The sequence below is a fragment of the Anaerostipes butyraticus genome (genome assembly GCF_016586355.1).
Classification (GTDB): domain Bacteria; phylum Bacillota; class Clostridia; order Lachnospirales; family Lachnospiraceae; genus Anaerostipes; species Anaerostipes butyraticus.
Genome location: NZ_BLYI01000077.1, coordinates 1 through 24,675, shown reverse-complemented (window position 1 = coordinate 24,675; position 24,675 = coordinate 1). Strand labels below are relative to the sequence as shown.

The window sequence follows — 24,675 nt, the reverse complement described above, 5'->3', positions numbered from 1 at the left end:
GCTAGCTTGCTCCCTGTTCTCGTTCTTTCCATTTTGCATGGCTTGTAGTCTAGCCAAAGTATCTCTTTAATAATCCTTCGAAGGCTTTTCCGTGACGAGCTTCGTCTCTTGCCATTTCGTGTACTGTGTCGTGGATTGCATCTAAGTTTGCTGCTTTTGCTCTCTTCGCTAAGTCAAATTTTCCAGCTGTTGCTCCGTTTTCTGCTTCCACTCTCATTTCCAGATTCTTCTTTGTGCTGTCTGTTACGACTTCTCCTAACAGCTCTGCGAATTTCGCTGCGTGTTCTGCTTCTTCATACGCTGCTTTTTCCCAATATAATCCGATCTCTGGATATCCTTCTCTATGTGCTACTCTTGCCATTGCAAGATACATTCCTACTTCTGAACATTCTCCTTCGAAGTTTGCTCTTAAGTCTGCTAAGATATCTTCGCTGACTCCCTGTGCTACTCCTACTACATGCTCTGCTGCCCATTCTCTTTCTCCAGCCATTTCTTTAAATTTCTCTGCTGGTACTCCACACTGTGGACATTTCTCCGGCGGCTGTTCTCCTTCATATACATATCCGCATACTGTACAAACCCATTTCTTCATAATCGTGTTCTCCTTTTCTTTGTTTGTGTTACGACTAGAATCAAAAGAGAGTATTTCTCTTTTAAAAATAGGAATTATTCCTGTTTTCTAGATTTATCTTAACACTAGTCTATATCCTTGTCAAGAATTTTTCTCAAACATTTTTCGCAGGTTCCTCTGAAATAAGTCACACTTTCTGTAATCTTTCCCGGAAAATGCTGACTTGCTTTTTCTATAATTTCCTGGTCGAAGGATTCCATCTCGATATCTTCAACCTCTCCGCATTCCTGGCAGATAAAATGATAATGTGGCTCAACAGACGCATCATACCGATCTGCTCCGTTATCATAACTGAGTTTTAAGATATCCCCTCTTTCTGACAAAAGAGCAAGATTTCTATACACAGTTCCCAGACTGATATTCGGAAATTCTTTCTTTATATTCATATATATTGTGTCCGCTGTCGGATGATCCTTGCGTGTCATGAGAAAAGCTATGATTGCATCTCTTTGTTTACTTCTCTTTGTTGCTGGCTGCATAGGACACTCCTTTCATAACAATAATTATTACTGTTTTCATTTTAAAAGATGACCTTTCTTTTGTCAAGTGTCCGGACATTTTCTGATGTTTAGAAATTTTTTTCCAGCAGAAACAGACCCCGTGCGAGCCGGGATCTGTTTCTTTTTTCCATCCATTTTGTTTATGGCTGGAATACTTTATGAGGATTTAAAATATTCTTTGGATCGAATGCTTTTTTGATTCCTGCCATCAATGCAAGATTATCTTCATCCAGAGATTCTTTCAGATATGGCTTCTTGGCAAAACCGATTCCATGTTCTCCGGATACCTGACCGCCCAGTTCTTTTGCTTTCTGGTAGATTTTTTCCATGGCCAGTTCCATGCGGCGCTCAAATTCTTCCTGACTTAAGTCATCCCGCAAAATATAGGAATGGAGATTGCCGTCTCCGGCATGTCCAAATGTTTTAATCCGGATATCCACTTCTGTATGAAGGTTATGAAGATATTCCACCATTTCATTAACCCGGTTTCTTGGTACAACCATGTCCACTTCATCCATATAGGTTGTGGACCCCTTGATCGCCTCCAGAAAAGCGCCTCTTGCTTTCCAGATGGACTCTTCTCTTTCTTCTGTATCAGAAATCAGGACATCAATGGCTCCCTGCTCCAGACATAATTTTGCTACTTTATCATAGGCTGCTTCTATCTCTTCCGTTGAATTTCCATCAAACTTCAGGAGAAGATAAGCGTCAGACTGAGAATCCGGGAATTTCTTACCCAGATATTCCTCCGCATCAATGATGACTTCCCTCTGCATAAATTCAATGGCCGTCGGAATTACTTTTGACTGAATGATCAGCGGCACTGTATCGATCGCCTGTTTCAGTGTCGGGAACGGAATCAGCAGACTGATGGCTTTCTTTGGAAGCGGAAGCAGTTTCAAAATGGCTTTTGTGATAAAGCCAAGGGTTCCCTCAGATCCGATCATAAGATCCTTGAGAGAATATCCGGAACTGTTCTTTACAACCTTTCCTCCAAATTCCACAATCTTTCCATTTGGAAGAACAACTTCCAGACCTCTTACATAATCTCTGGTGACTCCATATTTTACTGCACGCATTCCTCCGGCATTGGTACTGATATTTCCTCCGATGGTCGCTGATTTCTCTCCTGGATCCGGCGGATAGAAGAAATCATGATCTTCTACATAGGATGCCAGTTCCATTAAAAGAACTCCTGGTTCCACAGTCACTGTAAGATTTTCTTCATCCAGCTCGAGAATGTGATTCATAAGACTGGAATCGATCATAATTCCGTGTTCCATAGCAACCGAAGAACCTACCAGTCCAGTGCCAGCCCCTCTCGGTGTTACTGGAATGTTATTGTTATAAGCGTATTTCATGATCTGGGAAATTTCTTCCGCAGATACGGCCTTCACGACGACATCCGGATAACTGCTTGTTCCGCTTAACTCATCGTGACTGTATTCTTCATTGATCTGATCCTTATATAAAACCCTTTCCGGATCATTGATGATATCTTTTATGACAGCCAGATCGGCTTCATCAAATTTTTTATAACTCATATTCCTACGCCCCTTTCACAGCCTTAATTTTTTCGATCAGCTTCGGTACAATATCATAGAGGTCTCCCACCAGACAATAATGAGCGGTCTCAAAGATCGGTGCTTTTTCATCTGAATTAATCGCTACGATGCATTCAGAATTGTTCATTCCCGCAGAGAACTGAACGGCTCCGGATACTCCGCAGGTAATGATCAGTTTTGGACGGACAGTTCTTCCGCTCAATCCTACCTGCCGTTTGGCATCCAGCCATCCCGCTTCTGCCAGAGGTCTGGTACATGCAACTTGGCCTCCCAGAAGATCTGCCAGTTCTTCTATCATCTGCAGATCTTCTTCCTTTTTCACACCTCGGCCTGCTGCCACCAGAACATCTGCGGATTCAATGAACTGTTCCTGTTCCTTCATTACAATATCCAGAACGTCCACATTAGATTTTAATAAATCTTTATCCACAGAACAGGAAATGATTTCTCCTGAAATATCTTCCTGCCGCTCCGGCGCATTCATCACTTTATAACGTACTGTTGCCATCTGCGGTCTGTGATTTGGCGTAAGAATGTGAGCCATGATATTTCCCCCAAATGCCGGACGGATCTGTGACAGATCTGTATTTTCATCCATATCAAGAATCGTACAGTCTGCTGTAAGTCCTGTCTTCATTCTGGCTGCCACTCTTGGAGCAAGCTGCCGTCCAACCGTCGTTGCTCCGGTCAGGATTGCCGTCGGCTGATTCTTCTTAATAAAATCTTCAAAAACGGCCGTATATGGTTCAATCTTGAAACGATCCAGCTGAGGATCATCGTAAACAAACACTTTATCGACTCCATAATGGAGGATTTCTTCTGCCTTTTCCTGAATATTGCTTCCCATAAAGAGTGCATACACCGGATGTCCGATCTTGCCTGCCAGTTCCCTCGCTTTTCCAATCAGCTCATAGGTAACCGGATGGATCTCGCCATCCACATGATCGACATAAACTGCGATGCCTTTCCACTGACTCTTATCGATTGTTTCTTTTTTCTCGTCTTCTACATATTCTACCGCGCCTTCCGGCCCTTTCTTTACGCACAGCCGGCACATCTTACATGCGGCGTTAATGGAAACTTCTCCGTCTTTTACTTCCATGGCACCAAAAGGACAGATAGCTGCCAGCGCATTGGGATCTTCTATCTTTTCCTGATGAATCACTAATTTCGGCATAATCTTTTCCTCCTTAAATAAACTTCATTTCCTTCATCATATGGAACAACTTGTCTGCCATTACATCGCCCTCATCTGTCCACACTTCTCTGTGATCATTTTTCTCCGGAGGAAAAATTCTTTTTACCTGAGTCGGAGAACCATTCAGTCCATAATGAGTTTCATCTTTGTCTTCCATATCATCCAGTGAATAAATTTCGATTTCCCTGTCTTTTGTTTCCATCTTCTTTACATAGGAAGGAAGTCTTGGCTGGAAAATATCCTTATCTGCAGACAGCAGGCATGGATAGGCAACTTTGGCAATTTCCAGCTCATTTGGAAGATCCATCTCTACCGTAATGCCATCCGCTTCTACTTTTTCAATTTTCTTGACATTGGATACACTTGGAATTCCAAGCCATTCAGAGACTTCAGAACCAACCTGCGCCGTATCTCCGTCTGTCGTCTGCTTGCCGCACAGGATCAGATCAAATTTTCCCATTTTCCGAATTCCCTGGGCGATTGTGTAACTGGTCGCAAGTACATCCGCTCCGCCAAATCTACGGTCTGACAACAGCGCTCCCCGGTCTGCTCCCATGGCAAAGGCTTCCCGGATCACTGCTTCTGCCTGAGGCGGCCCCATACTGATTACGCTGATCGTTCCGCCCTCCTTTTCCCGAATCCTCAATGCTGTTTCCAACGCATAAAGATCATAAGGATTCATCTTAGAATCAGCTCCATCTCTTAACAGTACGCCGGTCACCGGATCGACTTCTACTTTATTTGACGCCGGCACCTGTTTGATGCATACCAAAATATCCATATCCGCTCCTCCTGTTTCTTTTTATTTTCGTGTTCGTTCTATTGGTACTACCAATTTGTCTGGTAAAAAAATAAGGCTTTATCTGAAGTTCCTTATTGGTACTACCAATCTATGTTCCTATTATATATTTTTTGTTCATTTTTGTCTATAGTTTTCTTAAACTCTTTTCATTTTTTAGAAAAACCGATAAATCCCATGATTTCATGGGGTTTATCGGTTTCCCTGCTTTTAGCTTAAATTTTCATTTCTTCATGAATAATCTGATCGATCATCTCAAAATGCTGCATCAGAGCTTTCTGTCCATTTTTTGCATCCCTCTTTATCAGGTATTCCACCATCTGTTTATGGAACTCCTGCAGCATCTCTTTCCTTTCTTCTGTCCGCAGGATTTCCCGCCGCATATCTTCAATAAACACATCCATCACTTCAGAAAGAGCATTTAAAATATTTTGAATCAGAACATTTCTGGAAGCCTTGGCGATCGCATAATGAATCTTCTTATCCCATAAAGTATTCTCTTCCTCATTTTGACTCCGATCCAGTTTTTCCACGTATTCCTGCATCTGAAGAATTTCAGAATTGTCTGCGTACTTTACTGCCAGCGCATAAGCCTGCATTTCCAGGCCAATCCTGATCTGATTGATCTGATCGTAATCCAGTTCTCCAAGAATAAACATCATAGAAAAGGTATCAACCAGATAATGATCGAAATCACAGGATACATAATTTCCCGCCCCCTGACGGCTTGAGATCACCCCGATAACGCTCAGGATCTTAAGCGCCTCCCGGACGGAATTCCTGCTGACTCCCAGTTTTTCTGACAGTTCACGCTCCGGAGGCAGCAGCTCGCCGATCATCAGTTCACGATTGCGAATCTGCTGCTTAATATAATCGATCACAATCTTATAGGCTTTCTTTTGTTTTTTCATCTCTTTCCTCCCGTTCCTTATTATAACAAAGAAAATTTTTTATGAAAACCCTTGCATTCTTATGCAAACAGGTGTAGTATATAGAAAAGTTAGATGTAGTTTTTAAAACTACTTATCATTTTGTTAAAAACTTCTTAACATTTTCTTAAGAACTTTTTGGATTGGAGGTCATCCTATGTCAAATCATAAATTAAAAGAACCTGGAAGCGCAATTACACATTTTATCGGAATGATTCTTGCAGCTCTTGTCTCTGTTCCGCTGATCATCAAGAGTTTTATGACCGGAGATTATATCAGGATCATTTCCCTGACGATTTTTACTCTCAGTATGATCGGTCTGTATGGAGCGAGTACCGCATATCATTCTTTCAATATCTCGCCGCGAATCAACAAAGTCTTAAAAAAGCTGGATCATGCCATGATTTTTGTATTGATTGCCGGATCTTACACGCCGATCTGTACGATCGTCCTTGGCGGGAAAGTCGGCTATGGACTTCTGACTGTCATCTGGATCATTGCCATTCTTGGCATTCTATTTAAAATGTTCTGGATCGGATGCCCGAAATGGGTTTCCTCCGTTATGTATATCGCCATGGGATGGCTCTGCATTGTGGCAATCGCTCCGATCATCCACAGTCTGTCCCGGACTTCTTTTGCATGGCTCCTTGCAGGAGGATTGATCTATACCGCCGGCGGCATCATCTATGCTCTGAAAATTCCGTGGTTTGAACACCACTGGAAAGAGTTTGGACTTCATGAAATTTTCCATTTGTTCGTCATGGGCGGCAGCGCATGCCATATGATCCTGATGTTCCAGATTTAAATTGTATCTTACCTTTTATTCATCTTTCATTTTCATACATTTTAGCTTCTGCTGATAACTTCTGATCAGCAGAAGCTTCTTTTTTCTTGTCATTTTCTTGATCTGCGCTTCTCGTTTCATTGCTTCCCGCTTTGTATCAAAATGCTCCTGATACACCAGTTTTACCGGCAGCCTGCTTCTTGTATACTTTGCCCCTTTCCCTTCGTTATGTCTTTTTACTCTTTTCTCAAGATCATTGGTCCATCCCGTATACAGTGTACCATCTCCGCATTCCAGCATATATGTATAATTTTTCATGGTTTCCCCCGTTTCTTCGAAGAAAAAACCGCCTGAAGTTCGGCGGCCTTTCTTCTACATCAGCCGGGTTTCCCCTGCTGTTATTGTCTTTTGCTTCTTTCTTATTATACGGCAGATTGCCCTTTCTGGTTCCAATCTTATTCTAAATATTTTCCCGGGTCAACACTCTTTTTATCTTTCTCCATCTGAAAATAGAGATTCGTTCCTTCTAATGTATAGTAACTTGTAGGTGCTGCGACTTTTCCGATTACTTGTCCTTTTTCTACCGTATCTCCGGCCTTTACCGTCAGATCCTTCATCTGGCCGTACACTGCCGTGTACCCGCTTCCCAGATCCATACAGACCATCTTGCCGTATTCTGCGGTATTTTTAATTTCTGTCACTTTAGCCTGTTTTACCGCTTTCACGGAATCATTTTCCTTAGCTTCGATCAGGATACCCGGATTTGTACGATACTGATCCAGTGTCTCAAAATAAACCGTTGCTTCGGTACTGTATGGAAGCACCACATTTCCTGTAACCGGCCAGGAAAGTTTTGTCTTTCCATCATATGTGACTGTCTGCTCCATAGTCTGGGCTGCTTCCTCGGTCGATGCCGCTGTCGTATCTTCCGTGCTTTCTGTCGCCTCCGTGGTCTCCTGTGTGGCGCTGTTTGCTGCGTCTACAGATTTTTCCAGTTCCACTTCCTGTTTGGCCAGCTCCCGTTTTTCTTTGAATTTCACACTGTAATATGCCATAATTCCAAGAAACAAGGCAAAACCAATGATCATAACCCCATAATATTTTCTAAGAGTAAAAGGGGTCTGCCTGCTGTTTTTTCTCATAATCATCACCTCAGACTTAGTTTTGCCGATTCTTTCTTGTTTATTCATTTATGTCTCTGATTTTCACGCCTGTATAATAGTATTTGAGAATCTGCTGATCATCTTTCCCTTCCTCAGCCATTTTATGAGCCCCGTACTGGCTCATTCCCAGTCCGTTTCCCTGTCCCAGGCAGATTATCCTCATTTTCCCATCATACGGTTCCAGATAAAAATTATTGGAAGCCAGAGAAAACCACTGTGCCCACACAGTCCCTGATATCTTAAGATTTCCTGCCCTGACCTGTTTTACATATCCGTTTTTTGTGGCCTGACTGATGGCAAGATCTGATTTCAGCTGATCTGTCGTCAGATCTGTCTTATATGATTCTTTTATTTTCTCTAAAATTTCTCCGTAAGTTAATACAGTGACTGACATATAATCCCGGGACTCTACATCTTCCAGGCTGTCCTTTGCCTGCAGATACGGATATCCTTCTCCAAACCATTCTTTTCCGCTTAATGTGGTTCCAACACTGAGTCCATGGAAAAACGGCTCTATGTATGTGTTTTTATATACGATCACCTTCCCAAGAGTATCGCTGACTGCACGCTTTCTTGCCTGATCTTTCAGTGAATATTTTTTGCTTCCAAGGGCTTCTTTCAGCTTTTTATCAGATATCCTTTTATAGGGAAGTTTTTCTTCCTCTATTTTCTTTGAATCTCCCATCCGTCTTACGATATCGGTCCTTAAAATAACTGTCTGGGCTTTCAGCGCTTCTTCCTCATAATCCAGAGAAATCTGTTCCGGCAGAATCATCCAGAGATAGGATTCCAGATCAATTGATTTCCCATCGTCTGTCTCAATTTTATATCCGCTGTCATATGTTTCAAAATTGATTTCTCTCTTTTCATCCTTCGGCGCCATAAATACTGTAATTAAATATGGAATAGAAAAAAATAAAAACAATCCTAAAAATATGTATGTCATTTTGTATCTCATTTTCATCCTCCTTTTGTCCGTCTTACTATTTTATGTTACAATGGAAAAAAATATGAAAGGAGAATTTTCCTATGCAGACACGCACTTTTGTTATCAAAGCGGCTCAGGGTCTCCATGCCAGACCTTGTGCGAATCTTGCGGCCACTGTAAGAAAATTTGAATCCACTATTATTATGTCATTTCGTGGAACAGATTATGATGCTTCAAATCCGATTGCGCTTATGAGTGCCGGAGTTTCCTGCAATGATGAGATAATTTTTAAGATTTCAGGCAATGATGAATGTGAGGCTGCAGACGCGATTCAAAATGTTGTTGAAAATGAATTGTAGAAGATTGCTGATTCCCGCCGAATTATGATATACTATGAGTATGTGTGATTTTATTCATTTTTCAGAAAAATCACAAAATCACATGAAAGGAGTTTTTCATGGACATCAACCAACTGACCCTGCTGACGGATCTTTATGAACTGACCATGATGCAGGGATATTTTAAATCTAAAAATGATGAAACCGTAATTTTTGACGTATTTTACCGGGAAAATCCTTCCGGAGGCGGCTATGCGATCACATGCGGCCTGGAACAAATGATTGACTATATCAAGAACCTCTCTTTTTCTTATGAAGACATTGATTATCTAAGAGGGCTTCACATATTTGATGAAGATTTTCTGGAATATCTGGCCGGTTATCATTTTACCGGTGATATTTACGCAATCCCGGAAGGCACCGTTGTCTTTCCAATGGAACCTCTTGTGAAAGTATGCGCCCCAATGATGGAAGCTCAGCTGATAGAGACTGCTCTTTTAAATATCATCAATCATCAGAGTCTGATCGCGACAAAGGCTTCCAGAGTCGTATATGCCGCAGGAGGAAGCGGTGTGATGGAATTCGGTCTTCGACGGGCTCAGGGGCCTGACGCGGGAACCTACGGCGCAAGAGCTGCCGTAATCGGCGGCTGTGACGGTACTTCCAATGTACTGGCTGGAAAATTGTTTGATATTCCTGTTTTAGGCACCCATGCTCACAGCTGGATCATGAGTTTTGATGACGAATATACAGCATTCCGCACTTATGCGGATCTTTATCCGGACGCCTGTACACTTCTGGTAGACACCTATGATACTCTTCGTTCCGGCGTGCCAAACGCCATCCGTGTCTTCCAGGAACTGAAAGATGCCGGACGTACTCCGGCCAAATATGGAATCCGGCTGGACAGCGGGGATCTGGCCTATCTTTCCAAACAGGCTCGAAAGATGCTGGACGATGCCGGTTTTGAGGATGCGGTCATCTCCGCTTCCGGCGATCTGGATGAACATTTAATTGCCAGTCTGATTCACCAGGGCGCTCCGATTACCTCATGGGGTGTCGGCACCAAACTGATCACGTCTGCTGACTGCCCGGCATTTGGCGGTGTATATAAGCTGGCTGCTTCCCGCCATGAAGGGGAAAATACATTTACGGCTAAGATCAAGATTTCCGAAAACCCGGCCAAAATCACCAATCCCGGCGATAAGATCATTTTCCGGCTCTATGATTCTGAAACCGGAAAAATACGAGGGGATCTGATCTGTCTTTCTGATGAGTCCTATGATCCGTCAGAAGATCTGACCATTTTTGACCCGCTTGCCACCTGGAAGAAATCAACATTACAGGGCGGAACTTATAAGATGCGTGAGCTTCTCGTTCCTGTTTTCCTGAAAGGAAAATGTGTTTATGAGAGTCCTTCTGTTATGGAAATCCGCAGCTACTGTCAGCAAGAACTGAATACTTTATGGGATGAAAGCCGGCGGCGTCTGAATCCTCAGGAGGTCTATGTAGATCTGTCACTTCCGCTTTACCAGCTGAAACATCATCTGCTTGATCAAAAACATGAAACTAAGAAGGGAGAAAACAAATGATACGTTTTTTAGCCGATATCATCTATCTATTCTTTTTCCTTACTTTGACTGCCCCTCTGTATCCTCTGTTTAACCACTGGAACAAGACCGGACAGTCCCACCGCCGTTCAGCGATGGCGCAGCGGATGGTCATGAATGCATTTCACATCTGTCTGCATTTTGCCGGAGTCAAGGTCATTGTTGACGGGAAAGAGAAGATTCCTCCGGATACTGCTGTCTTATATGTTGGAAACCACAGCAGCTACTATGATATTTTATGCAGTTACGTTGCGACCCCTACTGGCGTTGGTTTTTTTGCCAAGAAAGAGATGTCAAAAGTTCCATGTCTGAGACACTGGATGGAATTTATCAACTGTCTGTTTCTGGACCGGACCAACATTAAGGAAGGCTTAAAAACCATGAACCAGGGAACCGAATATTTAAAACAGGGCTTTTCCATGGTAATCTTTCCGGAAGGAACCAGGAGCCAGGATCCGGAACCTCATACCTTCAAAGAAGGAAGTCTCCGTCCTGCTCTGAAAGCCAATGTGCCGATCATTCCGATCGCGATTACCGGAACACCGGATATCTTCGAAAATAACCGGAAATATACCGTAAAGCCAAGCACTGTTTACATTTCCTTTGGAGATCCGATCTATCCGGATCAGCTGGACCGCCTCCAGAAAAAACATCTGGGCGCATCCATCCGTGAAGAAATTATAGAAATGCGTAAAAAACATAAGACAAGTGAGTAAAAAAGTGCTATAATACAACAGATAGTCAAAAAGTAACAGGAGGAGAAATATCATGAACATATGGATAGTCCTACTAATCATTGCTGTAGTTATTGCAATTGTTTTCGCCGTTCTGTATTTTGTCGGCAATAAGATGCAGAAGAAGCAGGAAGAACAGCGCGCTCAGCTGGATGAGATGGCGCAGACTGTTTCCATGCTGGTAATCGACAAGAAGCGGATGAAGATGACAGATGCAGGTTTTCCTAAAATGATCATTGACAATATTCCAAAACGGGCAAAGATGGCAAAAGTTCCTATCGTAAAAGTTAAGATCGGACCAAAGATCACCCCGTTGTTATGTGATGAAGCAATCTTCGATGACGTTCCTGTAAAGACTGAAGTCAAAGCAGTGATCAGCGGCATCTATATTACAAAGATCAAGAATTTACGAAATGTAGCTCCGCCGGAACCTGAGAAAAAAGGCATCCGTGCGAAACTCGCAAAGAAAAGCGCACAGTATCTGCGCAAGTAACAAGGGATTTCTGTATGAAGTCAAAATCCTGCGTGCTGTCCGGCACGCAGGATTTTTTTATGTCTTTATGTTCTTATTATTTTTGTCTTTCTTCAATCCGGACAATGACCAGTCCTTTATCTGTCTTAATGTATCCGATCTTTAAATACTGTCCATCCTGTTTAATATAACCTCCCTGAGTGGACGGAAGGTGATATCCGAATTTCTTGATGAACCGGTCTCCATAAGAGAAATGAACCCCCTTGATGTCGAAACTTTCTTCCTCCATATCTTCCTCATCTTCTCCGCCGTCAGACGCCGGAACGAAATTCTCTACATATCCCTCCACGGTCTGATAATCTCCCTGTTTATAAGTGTGGATAATCTGCATATATCCGAAAATAAACCGCAGAGCCGCCACAGCGCATATGATCAGACAAACCGCCGATAACAGCTTAAAAAACGGCTTTTTCGCAAAAATCAATAACATCAGTCCAATGAATCCAAGAATCGCAAACGGCACTACCCAGTGTACCTGTATTGTAAAATTACTTGCTTCATATAATAGTTTCATATCTTCTCCCTCCTTTTCATTACTGGCCGCAGTAAGATAACACTTTTGAAAACTTCATAGGGCCTCCAAATAAATCCAGAGCGCTTCCTATCGTTACATCAATTCTGCTTTTCCCATACTTTTTAAGCAGTTCCAGATCTTCGAAACTCCGGACGCCTCCGGCATATGTCAGAGGATTTCCCTGATACTGCGCCAGGATCTTTACGAGTTCATGATCGATTCCCTGGGATTTTCCCTCTACATCAACTCCATGAATCAGGAATTCATCACAGTAAACTTCCAGTTCCTTTAAAAGACTGCCGCTCATCTTTTCTTTGGTAAATTTCTGCCATCTGTCTGTAACGACATAATAGTCCCCCTCCTTCTTACGGCAGCTCAGATCCAGTACCAGATGTTCCCTTCCTACTGCATCCCTGAGACGTTCCAGCCGGTCATAGCGTATCTCTCCATCTGAAAATACAAAAGAAGTTACGATAACATGGGACGCCCCTTTATGGATAAAATATGCAGCATTTTCATCGGTTATTCCTCCGCCTGCCTGCAGTCCTCCCGGAAAAGCTTCCAGCGCCTTTACCGCTTCCATACGGTCAGCTTCATAATATGGAGAGTCTTTGGCATTCAGCAGAATCACATGGCCTCCGGATAATTGATTCTTTTTATATAGTTTACCATAAAAGCCCGCGTCATGCGCAGAAACAAAATTTTCTTCTGCCTGATCTCCCTGATCCAGAAGACTCCCTCCTATAATCTGTTTTACTTTTCCGTTGTGTATGTCTATACATGGTCTGAATTTCATGTCTTTTGCTCCTGTTTAAAAATCTTCCATCTCCAAAAGTTCAAATGCCTGTCCAGAAGGTTCCGATTTGAATTCCATCTTTTTTCCGGATACCGGATGGACAAACGCGATTCTTGCGGCATACAGCCCAATCTCCCGATATGTCTTTTTGGTCTTCTGAAACAGAGGATTGTATTTCGTGTCTCCCCAGATTCCAAATCCTCTGGACGATGTCTGCACCCGGATCTGATGATGACGACCTGTTCGAAGATGAATCAGACAGTAAGTAAACTTCATCTTTGAAGATTCCATCATGTCGATCACTTCATAATCCAGAACTGCTTCTTTTGCTCCATCAGTGCCTTCCGGCACGACACAGGAGCAGTTCGTCTCCGGATCTTTCTTCAGGAAATCTCTCCATGTTCCTTCATCCTGAGGCAGCCATCCGGTCAGAACAGCCTGATAATCCTTCTCAAATTCCCTATCCCGGATCTGACGGCTCAGTTCTCCGGCGGCATTTTTGCTTCGGGCGAATACCATAATCCCTCCTACCGGGCGGTCCAGCCTGTGAACCACATAAAGTTCCGGCTCCGCATCCAGTCCTTCTTCAAAAAACAGCTGATTCTTCAGCTGATGCCAGAGATCCATATCTCCTGTTTTATCACTGGAAACCGGCATTCCTGCCGGTTTCTCACATACTACGATATCTTTATCTTTGTATACGATATTTACTTTTTTCCTCTTTCTCATCAGCTTCTCCTACATCTTGAACCGGTATCCAACACCCCATATGGTCTCAATATACTGCGGTTTTGCCGTATCCGTCTCAATCTTTTCACGAATTTTCTTAATATGGACTGTTACTGTTGCAATGTCACCCAGAGATTCCATATCCCAGATCTTGTTAAATAATTCTTCTTTTGTAAATACCCGGTTTGGATGGCTTGCCAGAAATGTCAGCAGATCAAATTCTTTCGTTGTAAAAATCTTTTCCTCATCATTTAAGTAGACTCTTCTGGCTGTCTTATCTATCTTGAGTCCCCGGATCTCAATCACGTCATTGACTTCCGCCTGATTGTTGATCAGACGCTGATAACGGTTCAGATGTGCTTTTACACGCGCTACCAGCTCACTTGGACTGAATGGCTTGGTAATATAATCATCTGCTCCCAGTCCCAGACCTCTGATCTTATCAATGTCTTCCTTCCGGGCAGACACCATAAGAATCGGTATCTCCTTTGCTGCGCGGATCTGTTTACAGATTTCAAAACCATCCGCTCCCGGCAGCATAATATCCAGAATGATCATATCATAATCATTCTTAAGCGCCATTTCCATGCCTTTTTTCCCGTCCGTCTCTATCTCCACTTCAAACGAACTTAATTCCAGATAATCTTTTTCCAGTTCTGCGATGGACAGTTCGTCCTCCACGATTAATACTTTACTCATTCTTATTCTCCTTTGGCTTTTCCAGTACTTTATTTAGTGTAAAGAATATGGTCGTACCTGCGCGCAGTTTGCTTTCCGCCCAGATTTCACCGCCATGCTCTTCTATGATCTTCTTACAGATGGACAGGCCCAGTCCGCTTCCTCCGGCGGAGTTTCTGGACATATCTGCCCGGTAAGTCCTCCGGAAGATATGCGGCAGATCTTCCTTGGAAATTCCCATTCCGTTATCCTTGATCTCCACCTGAATCTTTCGGTCAAATTCTGTCAGGGTTATACTGACTTTTCCCTTTGCCTTATTATTATATTTACAGGCATTGTTAATGATATTGTTGATCACCCGCTTCAGCTGTTCCGGATCCGCTGTCACCATGGCGTTTTCTGAACAGTAATTCCGGTAAGAAAACATCATACCTTTCTGTTCCAGATCCGCTCCAATCTCATCCACACAGTCTTTAAAATACGCATTGATATTGATCCTTTCAAAATTATATGGAATGATATTGGAATCAATCTTAGAATACAGGGACAGCTCATTGATCAGCACATCCATGTCATTTGCCTTATTATAAATCGTTTTGATATACCGGTCCATCTTCTCCGGTGTATCTGCCACGCCATCCATAATGCCCTCTACATATCCTTTGATCGCCGTAATCGGCGTCTTCAGATCATGAGAAATATTGCTGATCAGATCCCGGTTCTGTTTCTCATATACCATACGGGCATCAATGGAATCTTTTAATTCCGCCCTCATCTCATTAAAAGAATCGCACAGTTCCCGAATCTCTTCCCCGCCGCTGCGGATCACAACGTCATTATCCAGATTTCCATCTTTAATGCGCTCTGCTCCGGCTTTCAGTTCACGGATCGGTCCGACAAATTCCCGGTACATAAACCATGACAAAAAGGTGCTTGTAAGAATCAGTACTCCCACCACTGCAAAACATACCTGGATGATGATATTCCGGTAGTGCGGCAGCACGGCTCCTAAATCCGTCATAATAAAAACAGAGCCTTTTCCGCCGTCCTGATATTCAAAATCCTGCTGTTTTACAAGATAATTGCCTGGTTTGCTGACGAAAAAGCCTCTGTCCTGATCACTTTCATCATTTCCGTACGCTGGCAGTTTCTCTTCCAAAGCCTGACTGCTGTCTTTGCTTCCCCGATATACAATCTTCTGATTTTTCCGCAGCAGAAGATAGGAATCTTTTTCAGACAGACGCCGATTGACATCTTCAAGATATCCTTTATCTTCCAGAGCCGACGGATCCGTCAGGATCTTTTCTTCCAGTTCCCGATAAATCTCTTTTGTTGAATTATTCATCGTCTTCAGCGGATTCACGAATCTCTCGAATCCATCTGCCGAAATATCAGTATTATTGATCCTTACATACCCGAACCCCAATGCCAGAATCGACACGATCATGACAAAAATAGGCAGGATAATGGCCGGCAGATAAATCAGACGGACTTTGTTCACTGCTTTCATTCTGTTTTCCTTTCATCTGCTTTTGTTCTTGTACATATATTATAACATAGGCATGGAAGGAAACCAGTTTTTGTACGAATTTTTATTTAATTTTTACAATCTTTTTTATCCCTGCTCTGTTTTAAAATAAAATCCAGAAGCTGATCTGCCACTTCATCTTTTGACATGATCGGAAGTTCTGCTTCTTCCTTCTCTGTGATAAAAGTTACCACATTGGTTTCTGTTCCAAATCCGGCGCCTTTTTCTTTCAGATTATTTGCTACGATCATGTCAATATTTTTTTTCTTAAGCTTCGCTCTGGAATTTTCCAGCATATTCTGGGTTTCCATGGAGAATCCACACAAGAACTGTCCTTCTTTTCTGTTCTCTCCCAGCGCTTTTAAAATATCTCTGGTCCTTGTCAGCCGGATTGCCATATCATCATCTTTTTTCTTTACCTTTTCATCACTGACTTCCGCCGGTGTATAGTCGGCTACCGCAGCTGCCTTGATGATAATATCCTGTTCATCTTTATGTGCCATGACCGCTTCATACATATCCGCGGCACTCTGAATTTTTATGACATCCACAAACATCGGCGGCTCCAGACTGGACGGACCGGAAATAAGAGTAACTTTGGCTCCCCTAAGCATAGCTGCTTTTGCGATGGCATACCCCATACGTCCGGAAGAATGATTGGAAATATACCTTACCGGATCAATGGCCTCTACCGTAGGCCCCGCAGTTACCATCACATGCTTTCCTTCCAGATCCTTCTCCTTAGAAATACAGCGTTCAATGTAGGACACCAGTACTTCCTCTGACGGCATCTTTCCTGCTCCGCTTGTTCCGCAGGCCAGATGTCCGGATGCAGGTTCAATGATTTCATATCCAAATCTGCGAAGTTTATTAAGATTATCCTGCAGTATCGGATTTTCATACATTTTGGTATTCATTGCCGGAGCAATGATCACAGGTTTCTGACATGCCATCACTGTGGTCGTCAGCATATCATCCGCAATGCCTCCTGCAATCTTGCCGATCACATTGGCAGATGCCGGAGCGATCAGCATCACATCCGCTTTATCCGTCAGGGAAACATGAGCCACATGGAACTGAAAATTCCGGTCAAATGTTTCCACCAGACATTTTGTATTGGTAAGCGATTCAAAGGCGATCGGATTGATGAAATTCGTGGCATTCTTCGTCATGACCACATGAACTTCGCATCCCTGCTTTACCAGCATGCTGGCTACATTTGCCATTTTATAAGCGGCAATACTTCCTGTTACACCTAATACTACAGTCTTTCCTCTTAACATACTCTTCTCCTACATATCTTCCAGACGTCCATGCCTTTCATAATTGGTGCATCGTGAAATCTGGTTTTCATCATCTACAAATACTACTTTCGGTTCAAAGGTTTTCGCTTCTTCCGGCGTCATATCTGCATAGGCGATGATAATGATCTTATCACCCGTTGCCACACATCTCGCCGCCGGACCGTTCAGGCAGATCATGCCACTTCCCGGCTCACCCGGAATCGTATATGTCTCAAAACGGCTTCCATTGTTTACATCAACAATGTGTACATGTTCATACTCCAGAATGCCTGCCGCTTCCAGCAGCACCGGATCCACCGTAATGCTCCCTACATAATCAAGTTCTGCCTGTTTCACCGTTGCTCTGTGAATTTTACCTTTTAACATGCTAATATTCATCTTTCAATTTCTCCTTCTATCCTAAGCGTTTAACAGCGTATTGTCAATCAGTCTTGTCTTTCCGATATAAACCGCCATGGCAAGCATGCATTCACCGTCCAGAGTTTTTACAGGCTCCATGGATACAGCGTCTACCGCTTCTACATAATCAATCTTTGCCAGAGGCTCTGTCTCTATGTTTTTCTTCATTGCCTCAATCACTTTCTGCGCATCTTTTTCCGTTTTCGCCATTTCTTCTCCCAGGCGAATGGTTTTGGCAAGAATCAGCGCTGCTTTTCTCTCTTCCTGAGATAAATATGTATTTCTTGAACTCTTCGCAAGACCATCTTCTTCTCTGACAATCGGACAGCCGATGATCTCAATGTCCATATTGAGATCTCTTACCATACGGCGTACCACTGCAAGCTGCTGCCCGTCTTTCTGACCAAAGTAAGCACGATCCGGCTGCACGATATTAAACAGCTTATTCACTACGGTGCAGACGCCGCGGAAATGAATCGGTCTTGTTTTTCCACAAAGTCCTTCTGTTAATCCGGTCATATCCACAAAAGAACAGAAATCCGGTGCATACATTTCTTCCGGTTCCGGATGGAAAATCAGATCAACTCCTGCTTTCTCACAAACTTTTGCGTCATGATCCAGATCTCTTGGATACTCTGCCAGATCTTCTGTCGGCCCAAACTGCATTGGATTGACAAAAATGCTGACAACTACTTTGTCATTTTCTTTTCCGGCAGCTTCCATCAGGCTCTGGTGTCCTTCATGAAGATAGCCCATAGTTGGGACGAGCCCTACAGACAGTCCCTGTTTTTTCCACTCTTTTACCTGTTTTCTTACTTCTTCTATTGTTTCAACGATTTTCATCTTTTTCTTCTCCTTTAATACAGTTTCTCTATAATATCATCACTGATTGCATATGTGTGCTCTTTTCCCGGGAAAGTTCCCTCCTGCACTTCTTTCATATAATCTGCAACCGCGCCTTTCATGATTTCTCCTACCTGAGCAAACTGTTTTACGAATTTTGGAACAAAATTTCCGTACATAGCCAGCATATCCTGATATACCAGCACCTGTCCGTCACACTGAGCTCCCGCGCCGATACCGATCGTCGGAATATGAAGCTTTGATGTAATGATTGCCGCGAGTTTTGCCGGAATTCCTTCCAGGACTACCATAAAAGCTCCTGCCTCTTCTACAGCCAGTGCGGCCTCGATCAGTTCTTTTGCGGCTTCTTCACTCTTTCCCTGTACTCTGAATCCTCCAAAAGCATTTACCGACTGAGGAGTCAGACCAATATGGGCGCATACCGGAATCTGGGCTTCCACGATTGCCTTAATCTGCGGACATACATTTTTCCCGCCTTCCAGTTTTACAGCAGTACATCCTGTTTCTTTCATAATCCTTCCTGCATTTACAACGGCATCATAAACAGATGTGTGATAAGATAAGAACGGCATATCCACAACGATCAATGCTTCTTTTGCACCTCTGCACACAGCGGCTCCATGATGAATCATATCATCCACAGTCACAGGAATTGTGGAATCATATCCCAGCATCACCATTCCCAGAGAATCTCCTACCAGCATCGTATCAATTCCCGCCTCATCAAACAGTTTTGCTGTTGAATAATCATACGCCGTCAGCATAGAAATCTTTTCACCGTTATCTTTCATCTTCTGTAACGTGCTTACTGTCTTTTTCATCTTTCTTCCTCCAATACTTGTTTCATGTCTGCATATGATATTTCCGGATGTCTGTCTTCCGCAATTTTTATGATCTCCCTTGTAAGAGAAATATAAGTATCTTTTTTATCTTCTCCCAGCACTTTCAGATGTTTTTTCACTGTCTGAAGGTCATGGCGTTCTACCGGTCCGGTCAGAGCGTCTCTTGTTCCGGCTTCAAAAATATTTTCCAGATTGGACACTGCCAGCGGTTTCAGAGCTGCCATGGCTTCTTTTCTTTCAAAGCCGCACTGCATCAGCAGCTGGACGGCTTCTTCCATCAGCCCTACCATCAGGTTGGAAGCAAAAACAGCCGCCGCATGATACGATGGTTTATCTTCCCTGTGGATTTCCACAACCGGATTGCCGCAGTGCCGGATCAGAGCCTTTACTTCTTGTATATGGCAGGAATCACCTTCTACGGTAAACAAAGCATGCCTTAAATCCTCATATGCAGTTTTTTTACTTTTAAATGGAAACATTGGATGAATGGAATAACCGTACGCGCCGGTCTCCCGAATTCCAGAAAGAACAGCAGAACTTAAGGATCCGCTGCAATGACAAATGTACTTCCCCTGAATTGGAAAAGTTCTGATCTGTTCCCAGACATCTGCAATCGCATCATCTGGTACCGTTAAAAATAGAACATCACATATTGTTAATAATTTATCAATCGAATCGATATGTGTGCCGTCTTGTGCCGCCGCTCCACCTGCTTCCTTCGCTTGTGTACGGCTGTAATATCCCGCAACTTCAATTCCGCTGCGCTTAAAGTAATCTCCAAGGGAGCATCCTACCTTTCCTGCTCCGATAAATCCTACTTTCTGAATGTTATCACCTACTTTCGTCAGGTGATGTTCTAATTAGCGGTATGATTTCTCTCAAGAATACCATCCATGACGTACTATAACACCTCCCCTGTGAAAAAGCAAGAAAGTTTTTGTTTTTATACAAGAGCCGACAGCCTGTCATATCGTCCCGGGAAAAAGCTTCTATAACCTCAGAAAACTTTCCTCTTCCCATATACTTCTTTCCCCTGTATGCTTCACGGCACAAAAAACGGGCATGACCGAAATCATGCCCATCAAATATCTTATTCTTCTGTATGTTGTTCTTCTTTTTCCGCAGCCTCTTCTGCTTCTTTTTTCTTTCGTTCTTCCTCAGACCGCTCCTGAGCTCTTGTACGGTATTTCTCTGTCAGCGTACGAATCGTCTCTTTCAGATCCTCATCCAGCTGTTCCTCTTTCACACGCCATTCCCAGTTATCTCCTACTGTGGAAGGTGTATTGATTCTTGCCTCACTTCCAAGACCCATATAATCCTGAAGCGGAATGATTACCGTATCTCCCCGGCTTTCCAGTGCCAGAGAAATCAGATCCAGATAAATCTTTCCGGTTCTGTCGATGGTACTGTATTCCAGATAATGCTCCAGAAAGTTCCTGTCATCCTCTGACATAGTCTCGTACCAGCCGACTACTGTATCATTGTCATGAGTTCCTGTGTAGACAATACAGTTTTCCGGATATTTGTGAGGGAGATAAATACTGTCATCCCACGCTCCAAACGCAAACTCCAGCACTTTCATTCCAGGATACTTCGTGTCTGCCAGAAGTTTATGTACCGCATCCGTTAAAAATCCAAGATCTTCCGCGATGACTTTCTTATCTCCCAGTTTTTCTTTCATCACTTTGAAAAAGTCATATCCTGGTCCTTTCACCCACTGTCCATTCACCGCTGTTTCATCTTCCGCAGGGATTTCGAAATACTCGTCAAATCCGCGGAAATGATCCAGACGCAGCACATCATAAATCAGGAAATTATAATTCAGCCGCTCCATCCACCACTTATAACCGGTCTTTTTATGAACTTCCCAGTCATAAACAGGATTGGACCACACCTGTCCGTCTTCCGCAAAAGCATCCGGCGGGCATCCTCCAACGACTGTCGGGTTTCCTTCCTCATCTGTCTTAAACAACTCTTTGTGATATTTAAAAGCAGTTCCTTCCAGCGCCACATAAAAAGGCAGGTCTCCAATGATCTGGATTCCCTTTTCATTGGCATATTTCTTTAACCTGAGCCACTGCGTAAAGAACAGATACTGACAAAAGCGGAAATATTCTTCACTTAATTCTTTTTCCCTGTCATGCATAAACTCTGCATATTCATCCAGCCAGTACCCCTGCTCTTTCTTAAATTCCAGAAATGCTTTGTCCGGCTTGAATCGTTTGTATGCCGTCTGAAGCAGCTCAAGACGGCTTTCTCTTACCTGATCATAGTCTACTTTTGATGTATTCTCTTCTTTGTACGGATCGATCTCTTCCTGCTTTAAGAGCCCTTCTTCCACCAGCTGTTCCAGATCGATATAATACGTACTTCCCGCAAAACTTGAAAAAGAAAGATAAGGAGAATTCCCCGCTCCTATAGTTCCCAGCGGCAGTATCTGCCAATACTTCTGCCCTGTATCTTCCAAAAAATCAACAAATTGATATGCTTCTTTTGAAAAACAGCCGATCCCATAATCGGACGGTAAACTAAAAACCGGTAACAAAATTCCACTTGCTTTCATCAAATTCTCCTTAAACTCTATTTATTCTAACCAATATGTTTAGTATAACACATTTTACTCCATCCTGCGTTTTAAAATCATATACAATTTTCCTTATTTTCTGCTTTCTTCCGCTACCGCTCTTGCAACTGCATCACAAACTCTCTCGTCAAAAGCCCCAGGAATAATATACTCTTCATTCAGTTCCTCATCGCTGATAATTCCTGCAATAGCTTTTGCAGCGGCAATCTTCATATTCTCTGTAATCTGACCGGCTCTGGCATCCAGCGCCCCTCTGAAAATTCCCGGGAACACCAGAACATTATTAATCTGATTCGGAAAATCAGAACGTCCGGTTGCGACTACCTTCGCGCCGCCTTTTTTCGCCTCATCCGGCATGATTTCCGGAGTTGGATTTGCCATGGCAAAAATAACCGCGTTGTCTGCCATCTCGGATACCATCTCCGCAGTTACAATATTTGGAGCAGAAACTCCGATGAATACGTCTTTTCCTTTTATGATCTCAGATAAAGGCCCTGTCTGTCTGTTCTTATTGGTCTTCTCTGCCATTTCCTTCTGCGCATCGTTCATCCACTCTTCTCCAGGACACAAAGCGCCTTTCTGATCCACCAGTACAATATTGCCCACACCAAACTGAAGCAGCAGTCTGCAGATGGAAATTCCCGCGGATCCTGCTCCATTGATCACGATATCCGCTTCTTCCATGGTCTTTCCAACACATTTCAGGGCATTGATCAGGCCGGCTGCAACAACGATCGCTGTTCCATGCTGGTCATCATGGAATACCGGAATGTCCAGTTCCTCTTTCAGACGTCTTTCAATCTCAAAACATCTCGGCGCAGAAATGTCTTCCAGATTGATTCCTCCAAAGACCGGTGCAATCCGTTTTACCGTCTCAATGATTTCTTCTGTGTCTTTCGTATCCAGACAGATTGGAAATGCGTCAATATCCGCAAATTCCTTGAACAGGAGGGCTTTTCCTTCCATAACCGGCATGGCTGCTTCCGGTCCGATATCTCCCAGTCCCAGCACCGCGGTTCCGTCAGATACGACGGCTACCAGATTTCCTTTGGCTGTATATCGGTATACGTCTTCTTTATTATCTCTGATCTTCCGGCACGGTTCCGCTACTCCCGGAGTATATGCCGTACTCAGATCATCTCTTGTTTTTACTTCTACTTTCGGGCTGATTGCTATTTTCCCTTTATGTTTTTCATGCATTTCCAGTGCAAGCTTATTGTAATCCATCTTTCTCTCCTTTGCTGTTTTTTATCCTTCGATTATCATAGCACGTACAGAGACCGGTTTTCAATGTCTGACACAAAAAAGTCACTCTTTCCTTCCTCCCGGATTATTTCATCCTTTCATAATATTACCTTCTTTCGTCTGTTTATGGTATTATTGTTATAAAGAATACTTTTACTCAGAGCTGCAGCTGCTTCTGCAGACCGGCCAAATATAAAATCAACAAAGGAGAAATATTTATGAAAAACAGAATTATCACGATCAGCCGCGAATTTGGAAGCGGCGGCAGGACCGTTGGAAAAGAACTTTCCAAACGGCTTGATATTCCATATTATGATGCGGAAATCATCCAGATGACTGCCGCTGAAAGCGGTATGACCCAGGAATACATTCGTCTGCAGGATGAGATGACGCCTCATGCGAACCCGCTGGTCAATTCCTTTCAGGCACGAGACCAGTACGGCATGACTCTCCAGGACCATCTTTGGCAGATCCAGCGAAAGGTCATTTTTGATCTCGCCAATCGTTCTGACTGCATTATCATCGGACGCTGTGCTGATTATCTTCTCTTTCATCTGCACCATTGTCTCAGAGTCTTTATTCACGGAGACTTTGATGACCGTATGGAACGGATTCTGAAAGTATACGGCGAATCTGCTGAGTCTCCAAAGAAACGGCTTTTGGATAAAGATTTCCGCCGCAAAGCATATTATGAATTTTACACGGAGCAAAAATGGGGTGACCCGAAAAATTATGATATTATGCTAAACAGCGGTTCTCTGGGTATTGATCAGTGTATTGATATACTTGCTTCTATCTGGAACAATAACAAAGAGGCAGATGAGATATAAAACTTCTCATCTGCCTCTTCTATTCTTCTGTCAGCGGTATATAATACAAAATAATATCCTGATACCCGTCCCGTGTCCGAAATCCTTTCGGAATAGTGCCCAGTTTTGCAAATCCTATTTTTTCATAGAGATGGACTGCGGCATGATTGGATGCCACCACGGCATTAAACTGAAGAATCCCAAATCCCAGTTCCTCTGCCTTCTGAATAGAATGACGTACCAGCTTTTCTCCGATCTGCTGTCCTCTCATATCCTGTCTCACCGCATAAGACGCATTGGAAATATGTCCACACCGTCCTACATTATTGGGATGCAGAATATATAATCCGGCAATCTTTCCATCTTCTTCTGCCACTCCGGTAAACGCCTGATTTTTAAAAAAATCATATGCTTCTTCTGCCTCCAGATCTTTTTCCTGAGGAAACGCATCTGCCGCCTCCACAACCTGATTCCATATGCTTCTCATTTCCTCCAGATCTTCTGGTACAAATTCTCTGATCTTCATTTTATTTTCTCTCCTGTTCCTGAAAAAGAGAAAAGCATGTAAAAGTATCTTACTTCTACATGCCTCTGTCTTCTAAGCGGGTGATGGGAATCGAACCCACGTGATCAGCTTGGAAGGCTGGAGTTCTACCATTGAACTACACCCGC

Annotated in this window: 28 protein-coding genes, 1 tRNA gene and 1 pseudogene; 6 read left to right on the top strand and 24 right to left on the bottom strand. The window is 43.2% G+C overall.

What is annotated here, in order from left to right:
- Nucleotides 1-49: 49 nt before the first annotated feature.
- The 6 genes from JMF81_RS16235 to JMF81_RS16210 form a co-directional block, all read right to left on the bottom strand.
- Entirely contained in the window at nt 50-592 is a 543-nt protein-coding gene (locus JMF81_RS16235; protein ID WP_201312469.1) for an NADH peroxidase, read from the bottom strand.
- Between the two features lie 104 nt (nt 593-696).
- A complete protein-coding gene (locus tag JMF81_RS16230; RefSeq protein WP_201312468.1) occupies nt 697-1,110 on the bottom strand; it encodes a Fur family transcriptional regulator in 414 nt (137 codons plus the stop codon).
- A gap of 161 nt (nt 1,111-1,271) precedes the next feature.
- The gene (locus JMF81_RS16225) at nt 1,272-2,675 is read right to left on the bottom strand and encodes an FAD-binding oxidoreductase (RefSeq protein ID WP_201312467.1); all 1,404 of its coding nucleotides are present in this window, start codon (nt 2,673-2,675) and stop codon (nt 1,272-1,274) included.
- Nucleotides 2,676-2,679: 4 nt separating this feature from the next.
- The gene (locus JMF81_RS16220; RefSeq protein ID WP_201312466.1) at nt 2,680-3,873 is read right to left on the bottom strand and encodes an electron transfer flavoprotein subunit alpha; all 1,194 of its coding nucleotides are present in this window, start codon (nt 3,871-3,873) and stop codon (nt 2,680-2,682) included.
- 13 nt (nt 3,874-3,886) lie between these two features.
- Nucleotides 3,887-4,675, bottom strand: coding sequence for an electron transfer flavoprotein subunit beta/FixA family protein (locus tag JMF81_RS16215; RefSeq protein WP_201312465.1), 789 nt, complete (start codon nt 4,673-4,675; stop codon nt 3,887-3,889).
- Nucleotides 4,676-4,908: 233 nt separating this feature from the next.
- A complete protein-coding gene (locus tag JMF81_RS16210) occupies nt 4,909-5,604 on the bottom strand; it encodes a FadR/GntR family transcriptional regulator (RefSeq protein ID WP_201312464.1) in 696 nt (231 codons plus the stop codon).
- 175 nt (nt 5,605-5,779) lie between these two features.
- Between JMF81_RS16210 and trhA the strand changes: the two genes are divergently transcribed.
- Nucleotides 5,780-6,427 (top strand): PAQR family membrane homeostasis protein TrhA, encoded by a 648-nt coding sequence (gene trhA, locus JMF81_RS16205; RefSeq protein WP_201312463.1) that lies wholly within the window; start codon nt 5,780-5,782, stop codon nt 6,425-6,427.
- 15 nt (nt 6,428-6,442) lie between these two features.
- On the opposite strand, the gene JMF81_RS16200 is transcribed toward trhA, so the two are convergent.
- The 3 genes from JMF81_RS16200 to JMF81_RS16190 form a co-directional block, all read right to left on the bottom strand.
- Nucleotides 6,443-6,724, bottom strand: coding sequence for a GIY-YIG nuclease family protein (locus JMF81_RS16200; protein ID WP_201312462.1), 282 nt, complete (start codon nt 6,722-6,724; stop codon nt 6,443-6,445).
- A 137-nt stretch (nt 6,725-6,861) separates the two neighbouring features.
- On the bottom strand, nt 6,862-7,548 hold the full coding sequence (locus tag JMF81_RS16195; RefSeq protein WP_243282725.1) for a M23 family metallopeptidase: 687 nt from the start codon (nt 7,546-7,548) through the stop codon (nt 6,862-6,864).
- 40 nt (nt 7,549-7,588) lie between these two features.
- Nucleotides 7,589-8,527, bottom strand: a complete 939-nt coding sequence (locus tag JMF81_RS16190; RefSeq protein ID WP_201312460.1) for a SpoIID/LytB domain-containing protein — start codon at nt 8,525-8,527, stop codon at nt 7,589-7,591.
- Nucleotides 8,528-8,598: 71 nt separating this feature from the next.
- On the opposite strand from JMF81_RS16190, the gene JMF81_RS16185 reads away from it, so the two are divergent.
- The 4 genes from JMF81_RS16185 (at nt 8,599) to JMF81_RS16170 (ending at nt 11,672) form a co-directional block, all read left to right on the top strand.
- Complete coding sequence (locus JMF81_RS16185; protein ID WP_201312459.1) at nt 8,599-8,856, top strand: HPr family phosphocarrier protein; 258 nt, start codon at nt 8,599-8,601, stop codon at nt 8,854-8,856.
- 98 nt (nt 8,857-8,954) lie between these two features.
- Nucleotides 8,955-10,427: a nicotinate phosphoribosyltransferase gene (locus JMF81_RS16180; RefSeq protein ID WP_201312458.1), complete on the top strand. Its 1,473-nt coding sequence runs from the start codon at nt 8,955-8,957 to the stop codon at nt 10,425-10,427.
- A complete protein-coding gene (locus tag JMF81_RS16175) occupies nt 10,424-11,161 on the top strand; it encodes a lysophospholipid acyltransferase family protein (RefSeq protein ID WP_201312457.1) in 738 nt (245 codons plus the stop codon). The genes JMF81_RS16180 and JMF81_RS16175 overlap by 4 nt, the downstream gene beginning before the upstream one ends.
- A 52-nt stretch (nt 11,162-11,213) precedes the next feature.
- Nucleotides 11,214-11,672: a hypothetical protein gene (locus JMF81_RS16170; protein WP_201312456.1), complete on the top strand. Its 459-nt coding sequence runs from the start codon at nt 11,214-11,216 to the stop codon at nt 11,670-11,672.
- A 76-nt stretch (nt 11,673-11,748) separates the two neighbouring features.
- On the opposite strand, the gene JMF81_RS16165 is transcribed toward JMF81_RS16170, so the two are convergent.
- From JMF81_RS16165 to JMF81_RS16110, 13 genes and pseudogenes are all read right to left on the bottom strand, one after another.
- Complete coding sequence (locus JMF81_RS16165; protein ID WP_201312455.1) at nt 11,749-12,225, bottom strand: hypothetical protein; 477 nt, start codon at nt 12,223-12,225, stop codon at nt 11,749-11,751.
- 19 nt (nt 12,226-12,244) lie between these two features.
- Nucleotides 12,245-13,021, bottom strand: a complete 777-nt coding sequence (hisA, locus tag JMF81_RS16160; protein ID WP_201312454.1) for a phosphoribosylformimino-5-aminoimidazole carboxamide ribotide isomerase — start codon at nt 13,019-13,021, stop codon at nt 12,245-12,247.
- 15 nt (nt 13,022-13,036) lie between these two features.
- Entirely contained in the window at nt 13,037-13,750 is a 714-nt protein-coding gene (locus JMF81_RS16155; RefSeq protein WP_201312453.1) for an RluA family pseudouridine synthase, read from the bottom strand.
- 9 nt (nt 13,751-13,759) lie between these two features.
- The gene (locus JMF81_RS16150) at nt 13,760-14,449 is read right to left on the bottom strand and encodes a response regulator transcription factor (protein ID WP_201312452.1); all 690 of its coding nucleotides are present in this window, start codon (nt 14,447-14,449) and stop codon (nt 13,760-13,762) included.
- Entirely contained in the window at nt 14,442-15,938 is a 1,497-nt protein-coding gene (locus JMF81_RS16145; protein ID WP_201312451.1) for a sensor histidine kinase, read from the bottom strand. Before JMF81_RS16145 ends, JMF81_RS16150 begins: the two co-directional genes overlap by 8 nt.
- 86 nt (nt 15,939-16,024) lie before the next feature.
- Nucleotides 16,025-17,239 carry a bifunctional phosphopantothenoylcysteine decarboxylase/phosphopantothenate--cysteine ligase CoaBC gene (gene coaBC / locus JMF81_RS16140; protein ID WP_201312450.1) on the bottom strand — a complete coding sequence of 405 codons (1,215 nt, stop codon included), beginning with the start codon at nt 17,237-17,239 and terminating at the stop codon, nt 16,025-16,027.
- A gap of 9 nt (nt 17,240-17,248) precedes the next feature.
- A complete protein-coding gene (gene panD / locus JMF81_RS16135) occupies nt 17,249-17,638 on the bottom strand; it encodes an aspartate 1-decarboxylase (RefSeq protein ID WP_009265588.1) in 390 nt (129 codons plus the stop codon).
- 21 nt (nt 17,639-17,659) lie between these two features.
- Nucleotides 17,660-18,502 (bottom strand): pantoate--beta-alanine ligase, encoded by an 843-nt coding sequence (panC, locus tag JMF81_RS16130; RefSeq protein WP_201312449.1) that lies wholly within the window; start codon nt 18,500-18,502, stop codon nt 17,660-17,662.
- Nucleotides 18,503-18,516: 14 nt separating this feature from the next.
- A complete protein-coding gene (gene panB / locus JMF81_RS16125) occupies nt 18,517-19,344 on the bottom strand; it encodes a 3-methyl-2-oxobutanoate hydroxymethyltransferase (RefSeq protein ID WP_201312448.1) in 828 nt (275 codons plus the stop codon).
- Nucleotides 19,341-19,793, bottom strand: coding sequence for a DUF2520 domain-containing protein (locus tag JMF81_RS16480; protein ID WP_243282724.1), 453 nt, complete (start codon nt 19,791-19,793; stop codon nt 19,341-19,343). Before JMF81_RS16480 ends, panB begins: the two co-directional genes overlap by 4 nt.
- A gap of 63 nt (nt 19,794-19,856) precedes the next feature.
- A pseudogene (locus JMF81_RS16845) lies at nt 19,857-20,192 on the bottom strand (NAD(P)-dependent oxidoreductase); the annotation flags it as partial.
- A gap of 263 nt (nt 20,193-20,455) precedes the next feature.
- Nucleotides 20,456-21,928 carry a 4-alpha-glucanotransferase gene (gene malQ / locus JMF81_RS16115; RefSeq protein ID WP_201312447.1) on the bottom strand — a complete coding sequence of 491 codons (1,473 nt, stop codon included), beginning with the start codon at nt 21,926-21,928 and terminating at the stop codon, nt 20,456-20,458.
- Nucleotides 21,929-22,021: 93 nt separating this feature from the next.
- Entirely contained in the window at nt 22,022-23,176 is a 1,155-nt protein-coding gene (locus JMF81_RS16110) for an NAD(P)-dependent malic enzyme (RefSeq protein ID WP_201312446.1), read from the bottom strand.
- 236 nt (nt 23,177-23,412) lie between these two features.
- Here JMF81_RS16110 and JMF81_RS16105 point away from each other — a divergent pair, with 236 nt between their 5' ends.
- A complete protein-coding gene (locus JMF81_RS16105) occupies nt 23,413-24,024 on the top strand; it encodes a cytidylate kinase-like family protein (protein ID WP_201312445.1) in 612 nt (203 codons plus the stop codon).
- A gap of 19 nt (nt 24,025-24,043) precedes the next feature.
- On the opposite strand, the gene JMF81_RS16100 is transcribed toward JMF81_RS16105, so the two are convergent.
- Nucleotides 24,044-24,529, bottom strand: a complete 486-nt coding sequence (locus JMF81_RS16100; protein WP_201312444.1) for a GNAT family N-acetyltransferase — start codon at nt 24,527-24,529, stop codon at nt 24,044-24,046.
- Nucleotides 24,530-24,604: 75 nt separating this feature from the next.
- Nucleotides 24,605-24,675, bottom strand: a tRNA-Gly gene (locus JMF81_RS16095).